This window comes from Paenibacillus lycopersici, from assembly GCF_010119935.1.
Lineage (GTDB): Bacteria > Bacillota > Bacilli > Paenibacillales > Paenibacillaceae > Paenibacillus_Z > Paenibacillus_Z lycopersici.
In genome coordinates this window covers 1,624,646-1,638,937 of sequence record NZ_CP048209.1, presented here as the reverse complement: position 1 = coordinate 1,638,937, position 14,292 = coordinate 1,624,646, and the positions used below count along the sequence as shown (strand labels likewise).

Genomic DNA, 14,292 nt, shown 5'->3' with positions numbered 1-14,292 from the left:
TGTCCGGCCTCGGCCTTGCTGTATATATGCCGTATTCCTTGCCGCCCGCGCGAAACCTATTCGAAACGCAGCGCTTCGATCGGCCGCAGGCTGGAAGCCTTGTTCGCCGGGAAGAGGCCGAACACGACGCCGATGAAGACGGAGAAGCCGAACGCCAAGCCCATGATCGGGATGGACAGGACGACGGTCATGCTCGCGAACTTCTCGACCAGCTCCGCGGCCCCGATCCCGATCCCGATCCCGAGCACGCCGCCCAGTCCGCTGAGCGCGATCGATTCGATCAGGAACTGGATCATGATGTCGCGCTTCTTCGCGCCGATCGCTTTGCGAATGCCGATCTCCCGCGTCCGCTCCGTGACCGACACGAGCATGATGTTCATGATGCCGATGCCGCCGACGAGCAGGGAAATCGCCGCCACGCCGCCGAGCGCCAGCGACAGCGTATCCGAGATGCTGCTGAAAGAATCCAGCAGATCCTGCTGGTTGAATACCCGGTAGCTGTTCGTATCGCCGCGGAATTTCTTGCCGAGCGCGGTTTCGAGCTCCGTCGTGACCGCGTCCATTTTTTTGCTATCCGCGACCTGGACGTTGATCGACTTGACCCCTTTCGACTTGAACAGCCGTTCGGAGGTCGTAATCGGAATGATCACGATTTCGTCGTTGGAGCCCGTCAGCGAGCTGCCTTTCGTCGCCAGCACGCCGACGACTTTGTAGCGGACGCCGTTAATGAGGAACGACTGGCCGACGGCATCCGCCGTCCCGAACAGATCCGTCGCCGTCGTCGAACCGAGCACCGCGATCTTCTGGTAATAATCCAGGTCGATCTGCGCCACGAACCGCCCTTCGGCGATGCTGTAATCCTTGACGTCAAGGTAATCGGCCGTCGTGCCGACGACGCTTACGCTCGTGCTTTCGCTGCCGTTCTTCACGGTCGCGTTCGATTGATTGTAAGGCGCGGCGAATTCGATGTCCGGCGTGTTCGTAATCTCCTCGGCTTCCTTATAGTCGAGCGTCGTCTTGGAGCCGCGGCCCGTAATGCTGACGGTCAGCAGGTTCGTGCCGAGACTTTGCACCTGGTCGGTGACGGATTTCGTCGTGCCCTGTCCGACGCCGACAAGCGCGATAACCGCCGCGACGCCGATGATAATGCCGAGCATGGTAAGCAGGGACCGCATTTTGTTCGCGAGTATGCTTTTAGCCGCCATTTTGAAGGCTTGACTGAGGTTCACGTCGCTCACCGCCTTCTTCGCTGATTTGGCCGTCCTGGATCCGAATGACCCGCTTGGCCTGCTTGGAAATGGCGATATCGTGCGTAATGAGCACGATCGTATGCCCCTGTCCGTTCAAGTCTTTCATGAGCTGCATCACTTCGGCGCCCGTGCGCGTGTCGAGCGCGCCGGTCGGCTCGTCCGCGAGCAGGATCGGCGGATTACCGGCAAGCGCCCGCGCGATGGCCACGCGCTGCTGTTGTCCCCCGGACAGCTCGCTCGGCTTGTGGCGCACGCGCCCTTCGAGGCCGACCTTCGCCAGCGCCTCGATCGCCTGCTGCTTGCGCAGCTTCGCCGGAACGCCGCGGTAGATGAGCGGCAATTCCACGTTCTCCAGCGCCGACAGCTTGCTGAGCAAGTTGAAGCCCTGGAAAATAAACCCGATCTTGCGATTGCGGATTTCCGCCAGCCGGCCTTCGCGAAGCCGGCTCACTTCCTCGCCGTCGAGCCAGTATTTGCCCGAGCTCGGACCGTCGAGGCAGCCGATGACGTTCATAAGCGTCGATTTGCCCGAGCCGGACGGCCCGATAATGGCCAGGAAATCGCCATGATCGACGCGAAGCGTAATCTCGTTCAGCGCATGAACGGTTTCGCCGCCCATCTTGTACAGCTTCGACAGCGTTTCGATTCGGATCAGCGGTTCACGATTGGCTTCCATTACCGTGTACCTCCGCCGAATCCGCCTCCGCCGCTGCCTCCGGTGCTGCGCGCCCCGGACGTGGTGGTACGTTGGCCGCCGCCTCCGAAGCCTCCGCCTCCGCCGCCAAAACCGCCTGCCGGAGCGACGAACCCGCCGCCTCCGCCAAGGGCGCCGCCGAAGCCTGCGCCGCCGAAGCCGCCAGCCTGTTGTTTGGTCGAAGTAGCGGATACGACCGTCGGAAGAATGACGCTCTCGCCTTCCGTCAAGCCGGAAAGCACTTCAATATAGTCTTCGTTATGCGTGCCGACCGTAATCATGACCGGCGTTCCGGCGCCGAAACGGTTGTTCGCTCCGCCGCCGCGCGCCCCGGAGCCGCTCCGTCCGGTGTAGCCGCCCGAGCCGCCTTGGCCGCCGCCGAAACCGCCGCCGTAGCCGCCTCGGCCTTGTCCGGCTCCTTGACTTTGACCGCCGCCTTGCGCGCTAGGCGTCCCTTGGCCTTGGGTTCCTTGGCCCGGCGCGCCTTGCGCTCCCGATTGCCCGCTGCCCTGCGTTCCTTGCGTGCCTTGGGTTCCTTGCGCGCCTTGGGTACCTTGAGTGCCTTGACCGCCGCCATAGCCGCCGTAACCGCCGCGGCCTTGCGCGCCTTGCCCCCCTGCAGCACCCGTGCCGCCCGTCGCGGACGGTACGAATACCATGTAACGGCCGCCGATCGACTGAACCGCATCGATCGGAAGCATCAGCGTGTTCTCCTTCTTCTCGACCTCGATGGTAGCCTCGGCCGACATGCCGCTCTTCAAGCCGTCGACTTTGTCCAGCGCGACCGTGACGTCGAACGATGCCACGCCGTTGCTCGACGTGCCTTCGTCCGCGATTTTGACGACCTTGCCGGTGTACGCTTTGTCGGAGAGGGCCTCGACGGAAATCGCCGCGGTCTGGCCCTTCTTCACTTTCGCGATGTCGAGCTCGTCGATGCCGACGACCATTTCGAGCTGCGCGTAGTTCGAGATGCTCATCAGCTCCGTGGACGGATTGAGCGTATCGCCCTCAGCCACGCTGAGCGATGTAATCGTGCCGTCGATCGGCGCGGTAATCGTATCGCCGGCTTCCGCTTCCTGCAGGTCGGAGATGTTCTCGCGCGTCTGGTCGATTTGCAGCTGCAGCTTCTTCAGGCTCAGCTTGACGTTGTCCACGCTGGCGTCATCCGCCGCGGTTTTCAGCTTGTTTTGCGTATCCTGCAAATCCAGCAGCTGGCTTTCCAGGTTCAGCTTTTCGGATTTGATCTTATCGCTGTTGTCTTCGCCTTCGATCGTGAGGAGCACGTCGCCCTTCTTCACGACGGCGCCTTCGGTCACGTTCACTTTGTCGACCGTGCCTTGCGACGAAGCCTTGACCGTCGCCGTATCGATCGGCGCCAAGCTGCCCGTGCCGCTGACGCTGACCTCGATCGTGCCTTTCGTCACGCGGGTCGTCTGCACCACTGGCGCTGCCGCCGTTTCCTTCGTGTCCCGCTTCAAATAATAAACGACGCCTGCCGCAACGATCAGCACGCCGAGTCCAAGCAGCCACCATTTCTTCATTGTCCGTTACCCGCCTTTCCAGCATCGCCCGTGCTGCCTGCATTCCCCGCGCTGCCCTGGGCGTCGGCGCCGCCGGCTGCCCGGTTAGGCATCCCGCCCATTTCCGCAGGATTGAATTGCAGACGAATGTACGTCGCCGTTGTATTGTCCGTCCCGACCCACACCATCAGAATATCGCCCGCCTTCAAGTCGGACGCCTTCAGCGCGTCGGTCGTCATGCCGTTCTGTCCGCGACCGAATTTGACGATCGCGGTATCCGCATTAACAGGAACGGTCACCTGCTCGTCGGCAAACTGCATCTGATTCATGAAGCCGCCGCCGCCGAACCGGCCGCCTTGCCGGCCGCCGCCTTGGCCGGCTGCGCCATCCGCGCCGCCTGAGCCGTTCGCAGCTCCGCCGTTCGCTCCGCCTTCCGGCGGCTGCCAATTGCCCTTCTGCCCGCCGCCGCCGTCGCCTTGATTGCCCTTCGGACGCTGTCCGCCCTGCCTTCCGCCCCCGAAGGACGGCATGTCGGCCGGCGACATCGTCGATTTCTGCACGATTATGGCGTCTTCGGACACCTTCACCACTTTGGCAAAATAATCCGCCGTCCGGTCGGGCTGCTGCGGCCCGCTGCCGCTGCCGGCATCCTGCGACGCGGCTTGCCCGCCCGCATTCGCGGCTTGTCCGCCGTTCGCGGACTGCGCGTCGTTCTTATCGCCGCAGCCGGTAAGCATGACCGAAATGAGCATCGCGGCGGCCATTAATTTTATGCTTGAGCGTTCCATAAGATCCGTGATCCACCCTTCTGATTGATCTGTCCGCTACCACAATACCAAACCTAAATGAACTCTATATGAAGATGACGTTCGCGTATCGATCAAACACTAATAAGCGGATACCGTATGGTATCCGCTTCGCTTGGTCTCCGCTTACCAGGCCGTTGAAAAGGCGTTCGGGCCGAGGCCCGCGGCTGACAACGTTACCGCTGGTATAACGTACTTCGTGAGACGCGTACCTCCTCCACGAACAGACATAGGCAGACGGACAGAGGATCCGCTATTTGATCGATGTCGGCGCTTTGGAGGCAGCGATCGGACAGAGGATGCGTTATTGGCTCCTGAATGCAGCCAAAACCCGTCTTTCGGCAGAAATAGCGCATCTCCTGTCCGGCAGCGTGCGAAAAAACGATGAATACGAGCAAATAAAGGATCTCATGTCCGTTACTCATGGGCGTTCTCGACATGCTGGAAAAACCGGCAGAAGCCTAGGCTTCTGCCGGTTTGTTCGAAAGCTATCGTCCACGGTGAATGCTGCTTCTCCCGACATCCGTCGGCGAACGCCAAGCAATCGTCCTCGACGAATGCTGCAATCCCCTTCCGGGCCTTGCAAACCAATCGTCCTCGACGAATGCTGCAATGCCCTTCCAGGCCTTGCAAACCAATCGTCCTCGACGAATGCTGCAATCCCCTTCCGGGCCTTGTAAACCAATCGTCCTATACAATCGTGAATTCCGGATGCGCGCGGTCGAAATGCGGATTCTCGCCGCATACCATGAGGCCCATGCCCCAGTCGAAGTGTTCCTTCGTCGTCGGGAAGTCCGTCGCGCTGCGGTATTGGAACAGCACGTTGCGGCGGTTGCGCTCGCTGCGGTTCTGCGGCGAGCCGTGGATCGTCAAGTAGTTGAAGAAGAGCACGTCGCCCGCTTCCGCGATGCATGGCACGCCGTCGGATACCGGATATTCCTTCGCGTTCAGATAGTGTCTGCCCACGTGCGGCAGCATCCCTTCCTTATGGGAACCCGGCATGACGTGCAGGCAGCCGTTCTCGACGTTCGCGTCGTCGAGGTGCACGCTCGCCGCGAGCATCGTGTGCTTCTCGTGCGGGAAGTACGGCGCATCCTGATGCATCGGGAACGCTGCGCCGTTTTCCGGCGGCTTCACGAGCATTTTGGAATGGTGAAGCTGGACGTTCGGCCCGATCAGCTGCGACAGCACCGCCGCCATGTTCGGATGCATCAGCGCGCGAAGGAAAGAGGCATCGTGGTAATGCACGTCATGGAAGCCTTTGAGCACCAGCTTCTTCAATTCTTCCGGCGGCAGGAAGTCGCCTTGCCATTGCGCGTTATGGTCGCGGTTCACTTTCGCCGCGCGGTCGATGATGGCGCCGACAGCCGTGCGCATCTCTTCCACCTCTTGTTTATTGAATACGCCTTTCACGAGCAGATAGCCCTGTTCATTGTAAAAATCGACGTCTTGTGGTTTAATCATCACTGTATCCTCCTGTGTGGGAATCGCTTTCTTATGGCTTTATTATAGATGATTCAAGGGTTTATGATCTTTAGCCGAAGAAGCCACCTTTTTGTCTTCTAAGGACATTGTATAGGCTGGAGGTAGAGGCATCATGTACTTATGGAGTGAAACCGATACGTGGCTCAACCAATACGCCCTGCGGCTCGCGACGGCCGACGCGGCATTCACCGTTCATTATTGGGGCGTGGCCGAGCATATGTCCTCGAATTTCCTGCACAAGCATTCCTTCTTCGAAATTTGCTACGTGCTCGGCGGGAACGGGACGTATCTGGACGACGGCAAGCTGTACCCGCTGTCCAAGGGGACGCTGTTCTGCTCGCGGCCGGGCATTACGCACTATATCGAATGCAATCCCGAGCTCGCGCTCCTCTTCGTCGCATTCGAGCTTGAAGAGGGCGCCAGCTCCGAATCCGTGCGCGGCGCCTTCCAGGCGCTGGCCGAGACCCGGAAGGTCGTCATCCAGGACGGCGACGATCTGGCCGCGGCCCAGCTGTGGCGCGCGCTGCTCCGCAGATCCGGCGACAACGCTTCGCTGCCGGAGTCGGTGCTGACGCAGCTCGCGGTTTCGCTGCTCCTGTCGTTCCCGTCCGTGTTCAGCAAGCCGCTGCAAGCGGAATGGACCGCGCCGCGCCGCAGCGCTTCCGCGCTGCTCAGGCAGGCGAAGCTGTTCGTCACCGACAACCTGAACGACCACGATCTATCGCTGGAGAAGGTGGCGGCGCAGATCAGCGTCTCGCCGCGCCATCTCTCGCGCCTGTTCGCTTCCGGCGTCTTCGAGTCGTACACCGACTACGTCCGCAAGCAGCGCATCCGCCGGGCCGCCGACATGCTTCGGTACACCGAAAGCTCGATCAAGGAGATCGCCGAAGCGACGGGCTTCGGCTCGGTTCACTATTTCACCCGCACGTTCAGCAGCCTGATGAAGGTGTCGCCGGCCCGTTTCCGCGAGGATGCGCGGATCCATGATTGATCCGGCCGCGCTCCGGATCGCAGCTGCGCAATAATCGGATAAAAAAAGACACAACCCCGTCTTCTTCGATATGGTAAATTGGAATCCATAAGGTAAGGAATACGCGAAGGAGGCGGCAATGAATGGCTGTCGATATCGAATCCGTCGGCAATCCTGCCGGCTACAAGCCAGAATTCGTTCCCAAAGCGCTCCAAGCCATGGAAGACGCCAGAACGAATGCCGCCGAAGCCGCGGAGGGCGAAGCTGCAAGAGGAGCCATGCATGCAAACGGAGAGGGACGGGATGGGATGAACGGACAAGCGGCAACAACAGCCCATATTACGGGCGCGGCGATCGTCTTGCTGGTCGCGGACTTGCAAGCGTCTTCGGATTTCTATCGACGCCTGGGCTTTACCTATGAGGAAATCGGCGGACCCGATGTTTCGCATGTCCATGTGTCGCGGGGCAGCCTGACGTTCATTCTGCATCCTGCCAAGCGGCGGGCGGATGTCCGTCCGGCGTCCGCGCTCGAAGGCGGGCTTTATTTCGACGCCTACGCCTATACCGATGCCGTCGATCTGCTGGCGGAGCAGTGCAGGGCGCTGGGCGTGGAAATCGTGAACGGCCCGCACTACTCGGAGCATTGGAGCGAGTTCACGATGAGAGACATCGACGGCTACCGGATCACTTTCGGCGGAGGCGTCAGTACGGCATCCGGCTAGGCCGGACATGCCTTTCAAGCCGTCCAGCCGGTTAAACCGCTCTGGCCGCTTAGACCGGCTAGGCCGTACAGGGCGTTCTGGCCCCTCAGGCCGCCCAGGCCGCCCAAGCCGCTCAAGGCCGACGAGGCCACCCAGGCCAGCTAGGCCTTCCAGCCCGCCCCTCAGGCCCCTCAGGCCAAGCTAACAACGGGACAAGCGATCTCGCCTTCCGCCTGCCAACGATCAAGAGCCTTCCCATCCATGTGCTGCATGGATGGGAAGGCTCTTCGTTGTCGATTCCGCCTGCGCGGACATGGCGACGGTGGCGGCCAGTTTCTCCGGCTGCTGCCGGCAGCCGGCTCTCCTCGGCGCTCCGCCTTCCCTCGGACAAGCCGCAATCAGGCGCGATGCAAGTGCCTATCCTGCATCAACATAGAAAGCAGCTATCGACACTATGCTCGATAACTGCCTGCGCCGCCCGCATAAGGCCGCGAGTGACGTTCACGACGATCCTTACCCGTGCTTTTCCTTATAGTCCTTCGGCGTCACGCCGACGATTTTCTTGAACAGCTTATTGAAATATACCGGATCGTTATAGCCGACGAGATGCGAAATTTCGTAGTTCTTCAAATGCGGGTGATCCGTCAGGAACTGCTTCGCCTTGTCAATGCGCGTCTGAATGAGGTAGTCCGTGATCGTCATCGACGTCTTCGCCTTGAACAGGCGGCTGATGTAGCTCGCGTTCATCCCGATCGTATCCGCAAGCCGCTCCAACTCGAAGTTCTTATCGAACTCGCGGTCCAGAATCGCCTTGATCTCGTCGATGATATAATGCTCGTGCTCCGCGCCCGGCGCCGTTTCCTCCGGCTCTTCGGCGGCCGCCTGAGCCTGCCCCCGTTCCTGACGCAGCCGGTTCAGCGTGTCGAACAAGGCGCTCTTGTCGACCGGCTTCAGCAAGTATTCCCGCACGCCGTAGCGGAGCGCCGTACGGGCATATTCGAAGTCGCTGAACCCGCTCAGCACGACGATCGAGACATCGCCGTATTTCTCCCGCACGATCTCGATCAGCTTCAGCCCGTCCATCATCGGCATCTTGATATCCGTAATGATGACGTCCGGCCGCCGGTCGTCATGCTTGGTCAGGAAGGCCAGCGCCTCCTGGCCGTTGCCGAAGGCGCCGAGCATTTCAATCGTCGGATCCATCTTCGTAATGATTTTCTCCAGCCCCAGCCGAATAAACTGCTCGTCGTCGACGATCATGATTCGCATGCCGCTTCACCGCCCGGTCTTTCAGAATACGTTCATTTAGTATACCGCGCTTTCCTTATTTTACGGCTCCGCTGGTGACGCCGGCGAAAATATACTTCTGGAGGAACAAATAAATGACGGCCGTCGGAATCATAATCATAATGATGGCTGCGGAGACGCTCTGCCAATCGCCGCTGTTGACGCCGAAGAACCGCATGAGCGACGTCGACACGACGACCAGCTCCGGCTTCGGCATGTACAGGAACGGCGTATACATATCGTTATAGATGCTGATCGTCTTCAAGATAATGATCGTTGCCGTTGCCGGCGCAAGCAGCGGGAAGATGACCTGCCAATAGATGCGGAACAGCGACGCGCCTTCGATCATCGCGCATTCGTCGAGATCGTAAGGAATGTTGCGGATAAACTGCAGGTAAATGTAAATCTGGAGAATGTCCGCCCCGATGTACAACAGAATAGGGCCGCCGAGCGTGTTCGTCAAATGCAGGTGCTGGATCGTCTTGTAGTTGACGACCTGCGTCGTAATGGACGGGATGACGGTCGCCATCAGGAACAAGCCGACGAGCAGCCCTTTCCCTTTGAAGCTGAACCGTCCGACCGCATAGCAGAACGCCGAACCAAGCATGATATTGAAGATAAGCGTAACCGCCACGATGATAAGCGTGTTGCCGAATGCCCGGCTCATGTTCGCCTGCTCGAAGGCATGGCCGAAGTTGGCCAGGTGCAGGAACGAATCGGGCAGCGACATCGTCGATTTCGTATTGAATTCATCCTTCGTTTTGAAGGCGTTCACGATAATGATGTACGGCGGGAACACGACAAGGAACGAAGCGAAGAGCAGCGACAAGTATTTGACGGTAGTCCATACCGGATTTCGCGCGACCATGCTTTAGTCCCCCTTTCTGCTGAAGATCAGCCGCTGAATCGAGAGCACGATGACGACGAACAGCAGCAGCACGACGCTCATGGCCGAAGCCAGGCCGTAATTGTTGAACTGGAACGCCGTTTCGAGAATTTTCATGACGTACGTTTCGCTGGCGCCGGCCGGTCCGCCGTTCGTCAGGACGAACGGAAGGTCGAACACTTCGAGCGCGCCCGTTACCGTCAGGAAGAAATTCAGCTCGATGATCTTGTAGATGTTCGGCAGCGTAATGTACAGGAACTGCTTCCAGCCCGTCGCGCCGTCGATGCTTGCCGCCTCGTACAGATCGGCCGGAATGGATTGCAGCGCCGCCAGATAGATAACCATGTTGAAGCCCATGAACTTCCAGAAGCCGATGGAGGCCAGCGTATAATTGACGAAATGCTCGCTGCCGAGCCAGCTCGTGTCGCCGCCGAGGCCGATCGCGTGCAGCAGCAGGTTCAGCGAGCCGTTCGTGGTGTCGAAGACATAGCCGAACAAGTACGATACCGCGACGCCGTTCAGGATGTATGGTAAAAAGAGCAGCAGCCGGAAGAACAGTTTCCCCTTCAGCTTGCCGTTCAAGACGATTGCGAAGTAAATGGCCGCGATGTTCTGGACGATGCCCACCGCGAAATAAGCGAAGTTATGCGTGAAGACGCCGAAGAGCTCGGAATTCGAGAAGACTTCCCGATAATTGTCCCAGCCGATCCAGCTTTTATCCGGGCTCATGCCGTCCCAGCTGGTGAAGCTCAAGTGAATCAGTTCCACGGTCGGATAATACGAGAAGGTCAGAAGCAGAATTAACGGGATGATCGTAAAGCCGAGAATTATGATCAATCGCTGTTTCTTGAACGATAAGTTGCTTAGCACGGTGCATCATTCCTTTCGGGCGCCTGACGGAACCGAGCGCCCCCGCCTTGCTTGGCGGGAGCGCTCGTCGCCTGTCATCGGGCGAGAGTGGCTGGATTATTTAACGATTTCTTTTCTCGCTTTCGCCCATTGGCCGTTCACTTTGTCGAATACTTTCTGCGGGTCCTTGGCAAGCACGAACTCCTGCACGAGGCCGTCCATGTCGATTTGCGCTTTGTTCTGAATGCTGAGCGCCGTGTCGTCGGTCGGCAGCGCTTCGACGAACGTCGGGTTGTAGCCGTTGAACTCGTTCAGCTGCGCCAGCTTCGGCTCTTTGCTCTTCAGCGTCGGAATGAAGCCCGCGAAGTCGTCGTAGCCGGACTCTTCGATCATCCATTTGATGAACGCTTTCGACGCGGCGACGTTGCCGTCCTTGTTCACGCCGTAGAACCAGTCCGGGTTAAGCGGCGCTTTGGCCTGGCCGGAGTTGTCCGCAGGGAACGGGAAGAAGCCTACGTCCTCGGATTTCGCGCCTGCGTCCACGACTTGGTTGATGACCCAGTTGCCGAGCAGGTACATGCCGAATTTGCCTTGCGCGACGTCTTTCTTCGACTGCTCCCAGTTCGTCGAATTGACGTCTTTCTCGAGGAAGCCTTTCGTGTACAGCTCCTTCAGGATGCTGAACGATTTGCCGTACGTGTTGTCCAGCGTGAACGGGGTATCCGAGTCTTTGCGGTTGTTCGACGTATCGGCTTTGCCGCTGATAATCGCCGTCACGTCGTTGTACCACGCGCCGAGCGGCCATTTGTCCTTGAAGTTGGACGCGAGCGGCACGATGCCGGCGTCTTTCAGCTTCTGGCACGCGGCCAGGAACTCGTCGTACGTCTTCGGAACGGCCGTAATGCCGGCTTTCTCGAACGCCTGCTTGTTGTAGACGATGCCGACCGTGCTGTTGCCGGACGAAATGCCGTACGATTTGCCGTCGAACGATTTGAAGTCTTTGAAATAGATGTCGCCGTCGAACTTGATATCGTCAAGCGGTGCGAAGTATTTCGGGAAGTCGGAGTTCGGGATCAGCGTGCTCAGCAGGACGACGTCCGGGAAGCTGCCCGACGCGATGCGGATTTTCTCGTTCTTGTCGTAGTCCGTGATCGCTTCGAATTGCAGGTCGACCTTCGGGTACTTCTCTTCGAAACGCTTCTCGTAGTCCTTGTATTCCTTGTCCACCATGTCCGTGCGGTTCGTCAGGAATACGACCTTGCCGCTGATGTCCGCGTCTGCGCCGTCGCTCGCCGTGGCGCCGTCGTTCGCTGCCGCGCTGTCGTTGCCGGACGCCGCGTTATTCGTCGCCGCGCTGCCGCCGGCGTTATTGGACGCGCCGTTGTTATCGCTTCCATTATTGCTGCCGCAGGCAGCCAGGGATGTAACCGTGAGGAGTGAAACCAATGCGTATGCGATTGCTTTTTTCATTTCTTCTTCCCCCTGTTTCTTATGATTGCGCTTACTGTTTGCGCTTACAGGGTTAATAGTAACGCTTTCTCCCCGAGGGAAAAATGGTTTCAATTGTGATTTGTAGTCTTCAATTTACCTCCTTTCGCGATGTTATAAGGCCGCAAGAGCGGATCTGCATCGGGATTAAAGCTTGGGCCTTTGGCACAGCTTAGATGGTGACAATCAATAGCGGCCCCGAAAATTTCGCGATTGGCGCATATGGCTGTTGACATAAAGTCGACTTTACGTTGTAATCTTGAAACCGCGAGGTGAGGACAGCTTGTATCGAATTTCCGAAGTATCCGAACGAACCGGCCTGCCGATCCCGACGATTCGTTATTACGAACAGCTGGGATTAATCGACGAGCCCGCCAAAAACGCCCGAGGGTATAAAGATTACGATGAAGTAACCGTGGAATATCTGACCTTCATCAGCAACTTGAAAGATACGGACATGCCGCTTGAGCGCATCAAAGCCTATGTGGATGCTTATCGGGCCGGCGACTACGCGCGCTGCCATGACATGCTTCGGGAGCATGCGGAGACAATGGAGCTCGAGCTGATCAAGCGGCAGCGGATTCTGGAGAAGGTTCGATACAAGGTAACCCACTTCAGCACACTTAAAGGCGGCGGTATATAATGCAAAAGCCTATTCCATCCGGGTATTCGGCTAGAACGACAGTGGACGATATAATGAAAGATGTCGATTTGACGGGGAAAACGATCATCGTCACGGGGGGATCCGCAGGCCTCGGACTAGCGTCTGCCAAGGCGCTTGCCGGCGCGGGAGCGAAAGTGATCGTGCCCGCTCGGAATCTCGCAAAAGCGCGCCAGGCACTCGCCGGCACTAACATAGAACTCTATCCCGAAGAGATGGATTTGAGCAAACGGGAGACGATCGAGGCATTCGGCAAGTGGTTCCAAGCGCGGCACGATAAGCTCGATATTCTGATTAACAGCGCGGGTATCATGGCCGTTCCGCTCTCCAGGGACGAGCGGGGCAACGAAATGCAGCTATCGGCCAATTACTGGGGCCATTATCGCTTGATCCAGCTGCTTCTGCCACAGCTGAAGAAGGCGAACGGGGCCCGGGTCGTAAACTTGTCTTCCCGCGCCCACCGCTATGCGGCCTTTCGGTTCGAAGATCCGCATTTCAATCATTCCGCGTACGACAAATGGGCGGCATACGGACAAGCCAAGACGGCTGTCTCGCTGCTGAGCGTCGCCATAGACGAGCTCTACAAGCAAGATCGCATTCGATCGTTCGCCGTTCATCCCGGCAGTATCGTCACCGGCCTGTCCCATGCGTTGTCGGAGGAAGAGCTGGCCGCCTTCGGAGCGATCAAATCGAACGGGGAGCGCGGCTACGAGCAATATGACAACGATAGGAAGACGGTCGCGGAAGGCGCGGCCACGATCGTATGGTGCGCGGTCAGCCCTCAACTGGAGGGGTACGGCGGCGTTTATTGCGAGAATTGCGACATCGCGCCGATCCACGTCGACGAGGCTATGGCCGAAGGCGTTGAAACGTGGGCAATCGATAAGCGTGCCGCGCTTAAGCTATGGGAAGAAACGCCGCGCTTGTTTGCATGATCGGATAGCAGGAACGGACGGCAGGAGCGGACAGCAGGTTAGGCTATCAGGTTAGGCCGGCAAGATCGGTTGGCAGGGTAAGGTAACTTGGAGTTCAAGAATTCTACGCGGTCTATACGCGGTCTATAAGTAAAGCGGTCAAAGCGATAAGAGGGCAACCGGCGTTTTCCAGCCGACTGCCCTCTTATCTGTGTTCGATGACCAAGTTTCATGAGCTTAACATCGCTCAGCGAGCCGTTCGCATAGAGCCATGAAGCTTTCTTCCGCCGTATGATGCGCGGTGTCAATGACGATGCGGTCCCGATCCCAAGCCTCGTAATGCCGGTTCACGACCTGCTCCCACGTCGGCAGCGCCAGGTTGGCAATATCGACCGTACGCGTTTCGATGCGCCGCCTGTGTTCGCGTTCGTCGGAGCAGACCACTTCGATTTCCGCGAATCGCGCTTCAACGGACTCCGCCGCGCTGCGCCAGGCTTGGCGCGTGATCGGAATGGGATTGACCGTGTCGGCAACCACGTCCAGACCGAGCCGGAGCTGCTGCGATGCCAATGCGTAACATACGAGGTAGCCTTCGGGTCCGTTGACCGTCATCTCGGCATCCCGCATCGCCTGCTCCACGACGTCGACCCGAAGATAAGCGGCCTTTAGCCTCTTGGCCAATGCCGAAGATAACGTAGACTTGCCCGTGCCTGGCAGCCCGCCGAATATATAGAGCATGTTCCCTCGACTCCCTTCCTGCGATCGGCAGCCGAATTACGGC

14 protein-coding genes are annotated in these 14,292 nt (G+C 58.7%); 4 read left to right on the top strand and 10 right to left on the bottom strand.

What is annotated here, in order from left to right; genetic code table 11:
• Positions 1-56: 56 nt before the first annotated feature.
• The 5 genes from GXP70_RS07025 to GXP70_RS07005 form a co-directional block, all read right to left on the bottom strand.
• Positions 57-1,229 carry an ABC transporter permease gene (locus GXP70_RS07025; RefSeq protein ID WP_162355792.1) on the bottom strand — a complete coding sequence of 391 codons (1,173 nt, stop codon included), beginning with the start codon at positions 1,227-1,229 and terminating at the stop codon, positions 57-59.
• Positions 1,195-1,926 carry an ABC transporter ATP-binding protein gene (locus tag GXP70_RS07020; protein ID WP_162355791.1) on the bottom strand — a complete coding sequence of 244 codons (732 nt, stop codon included), beginning with the start codon at positions 1,924-1,926 and terminating at the stop codon, positions 1,195-1,197. The genes GXP70_RS07025 and GXP70_RS07020 overlap by 35 nt, the downstream gene beginning before the upstream one ends.
• Positions 1,926-3,485: an efflux RND transporter periplasmic adaptor subunit gene (locus tag GXP70_RS07015; RefSeq protein WP_162355790.1), complete on the bottom strand. Its 1,560-nt coding sequence runs from the start codon at positions 3,483-3,485 to the stop codon at positions 1,926-1,928. The genes GXP70_RS07020 and GXP70_RS07015 overlap by 1 nt, the downstream gene beginning before the upstream one ends.
• Positions 3,482-4,252, bottom strand: coding sequence for a hypothetical protein (locus GXP70_RS07010; protein ID WP_162355789.1), 771 nt, complete (start codon positions 4,250-4,252; stop codon positions 3,482-3,484). Before GXP70_RS07010 ends, GXP70_RS07015 begins: the two co-directional genes overlap by 4 nt.
• 708 nt (positions 4,253-4,960) lie before the next feature.
• Positions 4,961-5,734, bottom strand: coding sequence for a phytanoyl-CoA dioxygenase family protein (locus GXP70_RS07005; RefSeq protein WP_162355788.1), 774 nt, complete (start codon positions 5,732-5,734; stop codon positions 4,961-4,963).
• A 133-nt stretch (positions 5,735-5,867) separates the two neighbouring features.
• On the opposite strand from GXP70_RS07005, the gene GXP70_RS07000 reads away from it, so the two are divergent.
• The gene (locus tag GXP70_RS07000; RefSeq protein WP_162355787.1) at positions 5,868-6,746 is read left to right on the top strand and encodes an AraC family transcriptional regulator; all 879 of its coding nucleotides are present in this window, start codon (positions 5,868-5,870) and stop codon (positions 6,744-6,746) included.
• A gap of 122 nt (positions 6,747-6,868) precedes the next feature.
• Positions 6,869-7,447 (top strand): VOC family protein, encoded by a 579-nt coding sequence (locus GXP70_RS06995; protein ID WP_225442700.1) that lies wholly within the window; start codon positions 6,869-6,871, stop codon positions 7,445-7,447.
• Between the two features lie 492 nt (positions 7,448-7,939).
• Here GXP70_RS06995 and GXP70_RS06990 read toward each other — a convergent pair whose 3' ends face one another.
• From GXP70_RS06990 to GXP70_RS06975, 4 genes are all read right to left on the bottom strand, one after another.
• Positions 7,940-8,695, bottom strand: coding sequence for a response regulator transcription factor (locus GXP70_RS06990; protein ID WP_162355786.1), 756 nt, complete (start codon positions 8,693-8,695; stop codon positions 7,940-7,942).
• 55 nt (positions 8,696-8,750) lie between these two features.
• Positions 8,751-9,581 carry a carbohydrate ABC transporter permease gene (locus tag GXP70_RS06985; RefSeq protein WP_162355785.1) on the bottom strand — a complete coding sequence of 277 codons (831 nt, stop codon included), beginning with the start codon at positions 9,579-9,581 and terminating at the stop codon, positions 8,751-8,753.
• A gap of 3 nt (positions 9,582-9,584) precedes the next feature.
• Positions 9,585-10,469, bottom strand: coding sequence for a carbohydrate ABC transporter permease (locus GXP70_RS06980; protein ID WP_162355784.1), 885 nt, complete (start codon positions 10,467-10,469; stop codon positions 9,585-9,587).
• 96 nt (positions 10,470-10,565) lie between these two features.
• Positions 10,566-11,918 (bottom strand): ABC transporter substrate-binding protein, encoded by a 1,353-nt coding sequence (locus GXP70_RS06975; RefSeq protein ID WP_162355783.1) that lies wholly within the window; start codon positions 11,916-11,918, stop codon positions 10,566-10,568.
• Between the two features lie 301 nt (positions 11,919-12,219).
• Between GXP70_RS06975 and GXP70_RS06970 the strand changes: the two genes are divergently transcribed.
• The gene (locus GXP70_RS06970) at positions 12,220-12,579 is read left to right on the top strand and encodes a MerR family transcriptional regulator (RefSeq protein WP_162355782.1); all 360 of its coding nucleotides are present in this window, start codon (positions 12,220-12,222) and stop codon (positions 12,577-12,579) included.
• Positions 12,579-13,532 (top strand): SDR family NAD(P)-dependent oxidoreductase, encoded by a 954-nt coding sequence (locus GXP70_RS06965; protein WP_162355781.1) that lies wholly within the window; start codon positions 12,579-12,581, stop codon positions 13,530-13,532. Before GXP70_RS06970 ends, GXP70_RS06965 begins: the two co-directional genes overlap by 1 nt.
• Before the next feature lie 216 nt (positions 13,533-13,748).
• Here the strand turns inward: GXP70_RS06965 and GXP70_RS06960 are convergent, their stop codons facing one another.
• Positions 13,749-14,249, bottom strand: a complete 501-nt coding sequence (locus GXP70_RS06960; RefSeq protein WP_162355780.1) for a P-loop nucleotide/nucleoside kinase family protein — start codon at positions 14,247-14,249, stop codon at positions 13,749-13,751.
• Positions 14,250-14,292: the final 43 nt, after the last annotated feature.

Excerpts from the sequence above, each read along its gene's own strand:
- GXP70_RS07000 (WP_162355787.1), top strand. The coding sequence starts at position 5,868 with ATGTACTTATGGAGTGAAACCGATACGTGGCTCAACCAATACGCCCTG.
- GXP70_RS06975 (WP_162355783.1), bottom strand. The coding sequence starts at position 11,918 with ATGAAAAAAGCAATCGCATACGCATTGGTTTCACTCCTCACGGTTACA.
- GXP70_RS06985 (WP_162355785.1), bottom strand. The coding sequence starts at position 9,581 with ATGGTCGCGCGAAATCCGGTATGGACTACCGTCAAATACTTGTCGCTG.
- GXP70_RS06990 (WP_162355786.1), bottom strand. The coding sequence starts at position 8,695 with ATGCGAATCATGATCGTCGACGACGAGCAGTTTATTCGGCTGGGGCTG.
- GXP70_RS07010 (WP_162355789.1), bottom strand. The coding sequence starts at position 4,252 with ATGGAACGCTCAAGCATAAAATTAATGGCCGCCGCGATGCTCATTTCG.
- GXP70_RS07015 (WP_162355790.1), bottom strand. The coding sequence starts at position 3,485 with ATGAAGAAATGGTGGCTGCTTGGACTCGGCGTGCTGATCGTTGCGGCA.
- GXP70_RS06965 (WP_162355781.1), top strand. The coding sequence starts at position 12,579 with ATGCAAAAGCCTATTCCATCCGGGTATTCGGCTAGAACGACAGTGGAC.
- GXP70_RS06995 (WP_225442700.1), top strand. The coding sequence starts at position 6,869 with ATGGCTGTCGATATCGAATCCGTCGGCAATCCTGCCGGCTACAAGCCA.
- GXP70_RS07020 (WP_162355791.1), bottom strand. The coding sequence starts at position 1,926 with ATGGAAGCCAATCGTGAACCGCTGATCCGAATCGAAACGCTGTCGAAG.
- GXP70_RS07005 (WP_162355788.1), bottom strand. The coding sequence starts at position 5,734 with ATGATTAAACCACAAGACGTCGATTTTTACAATGAACAGGGCTATCTG.
- GXP70_RS06960 (WP_162355780.1), bottom strand. The coding sequence starts at position 14,249 with ATGCTCTATATATTCGGCGGGCTGCCAGGCACGGGCAAGTCTACGTTA.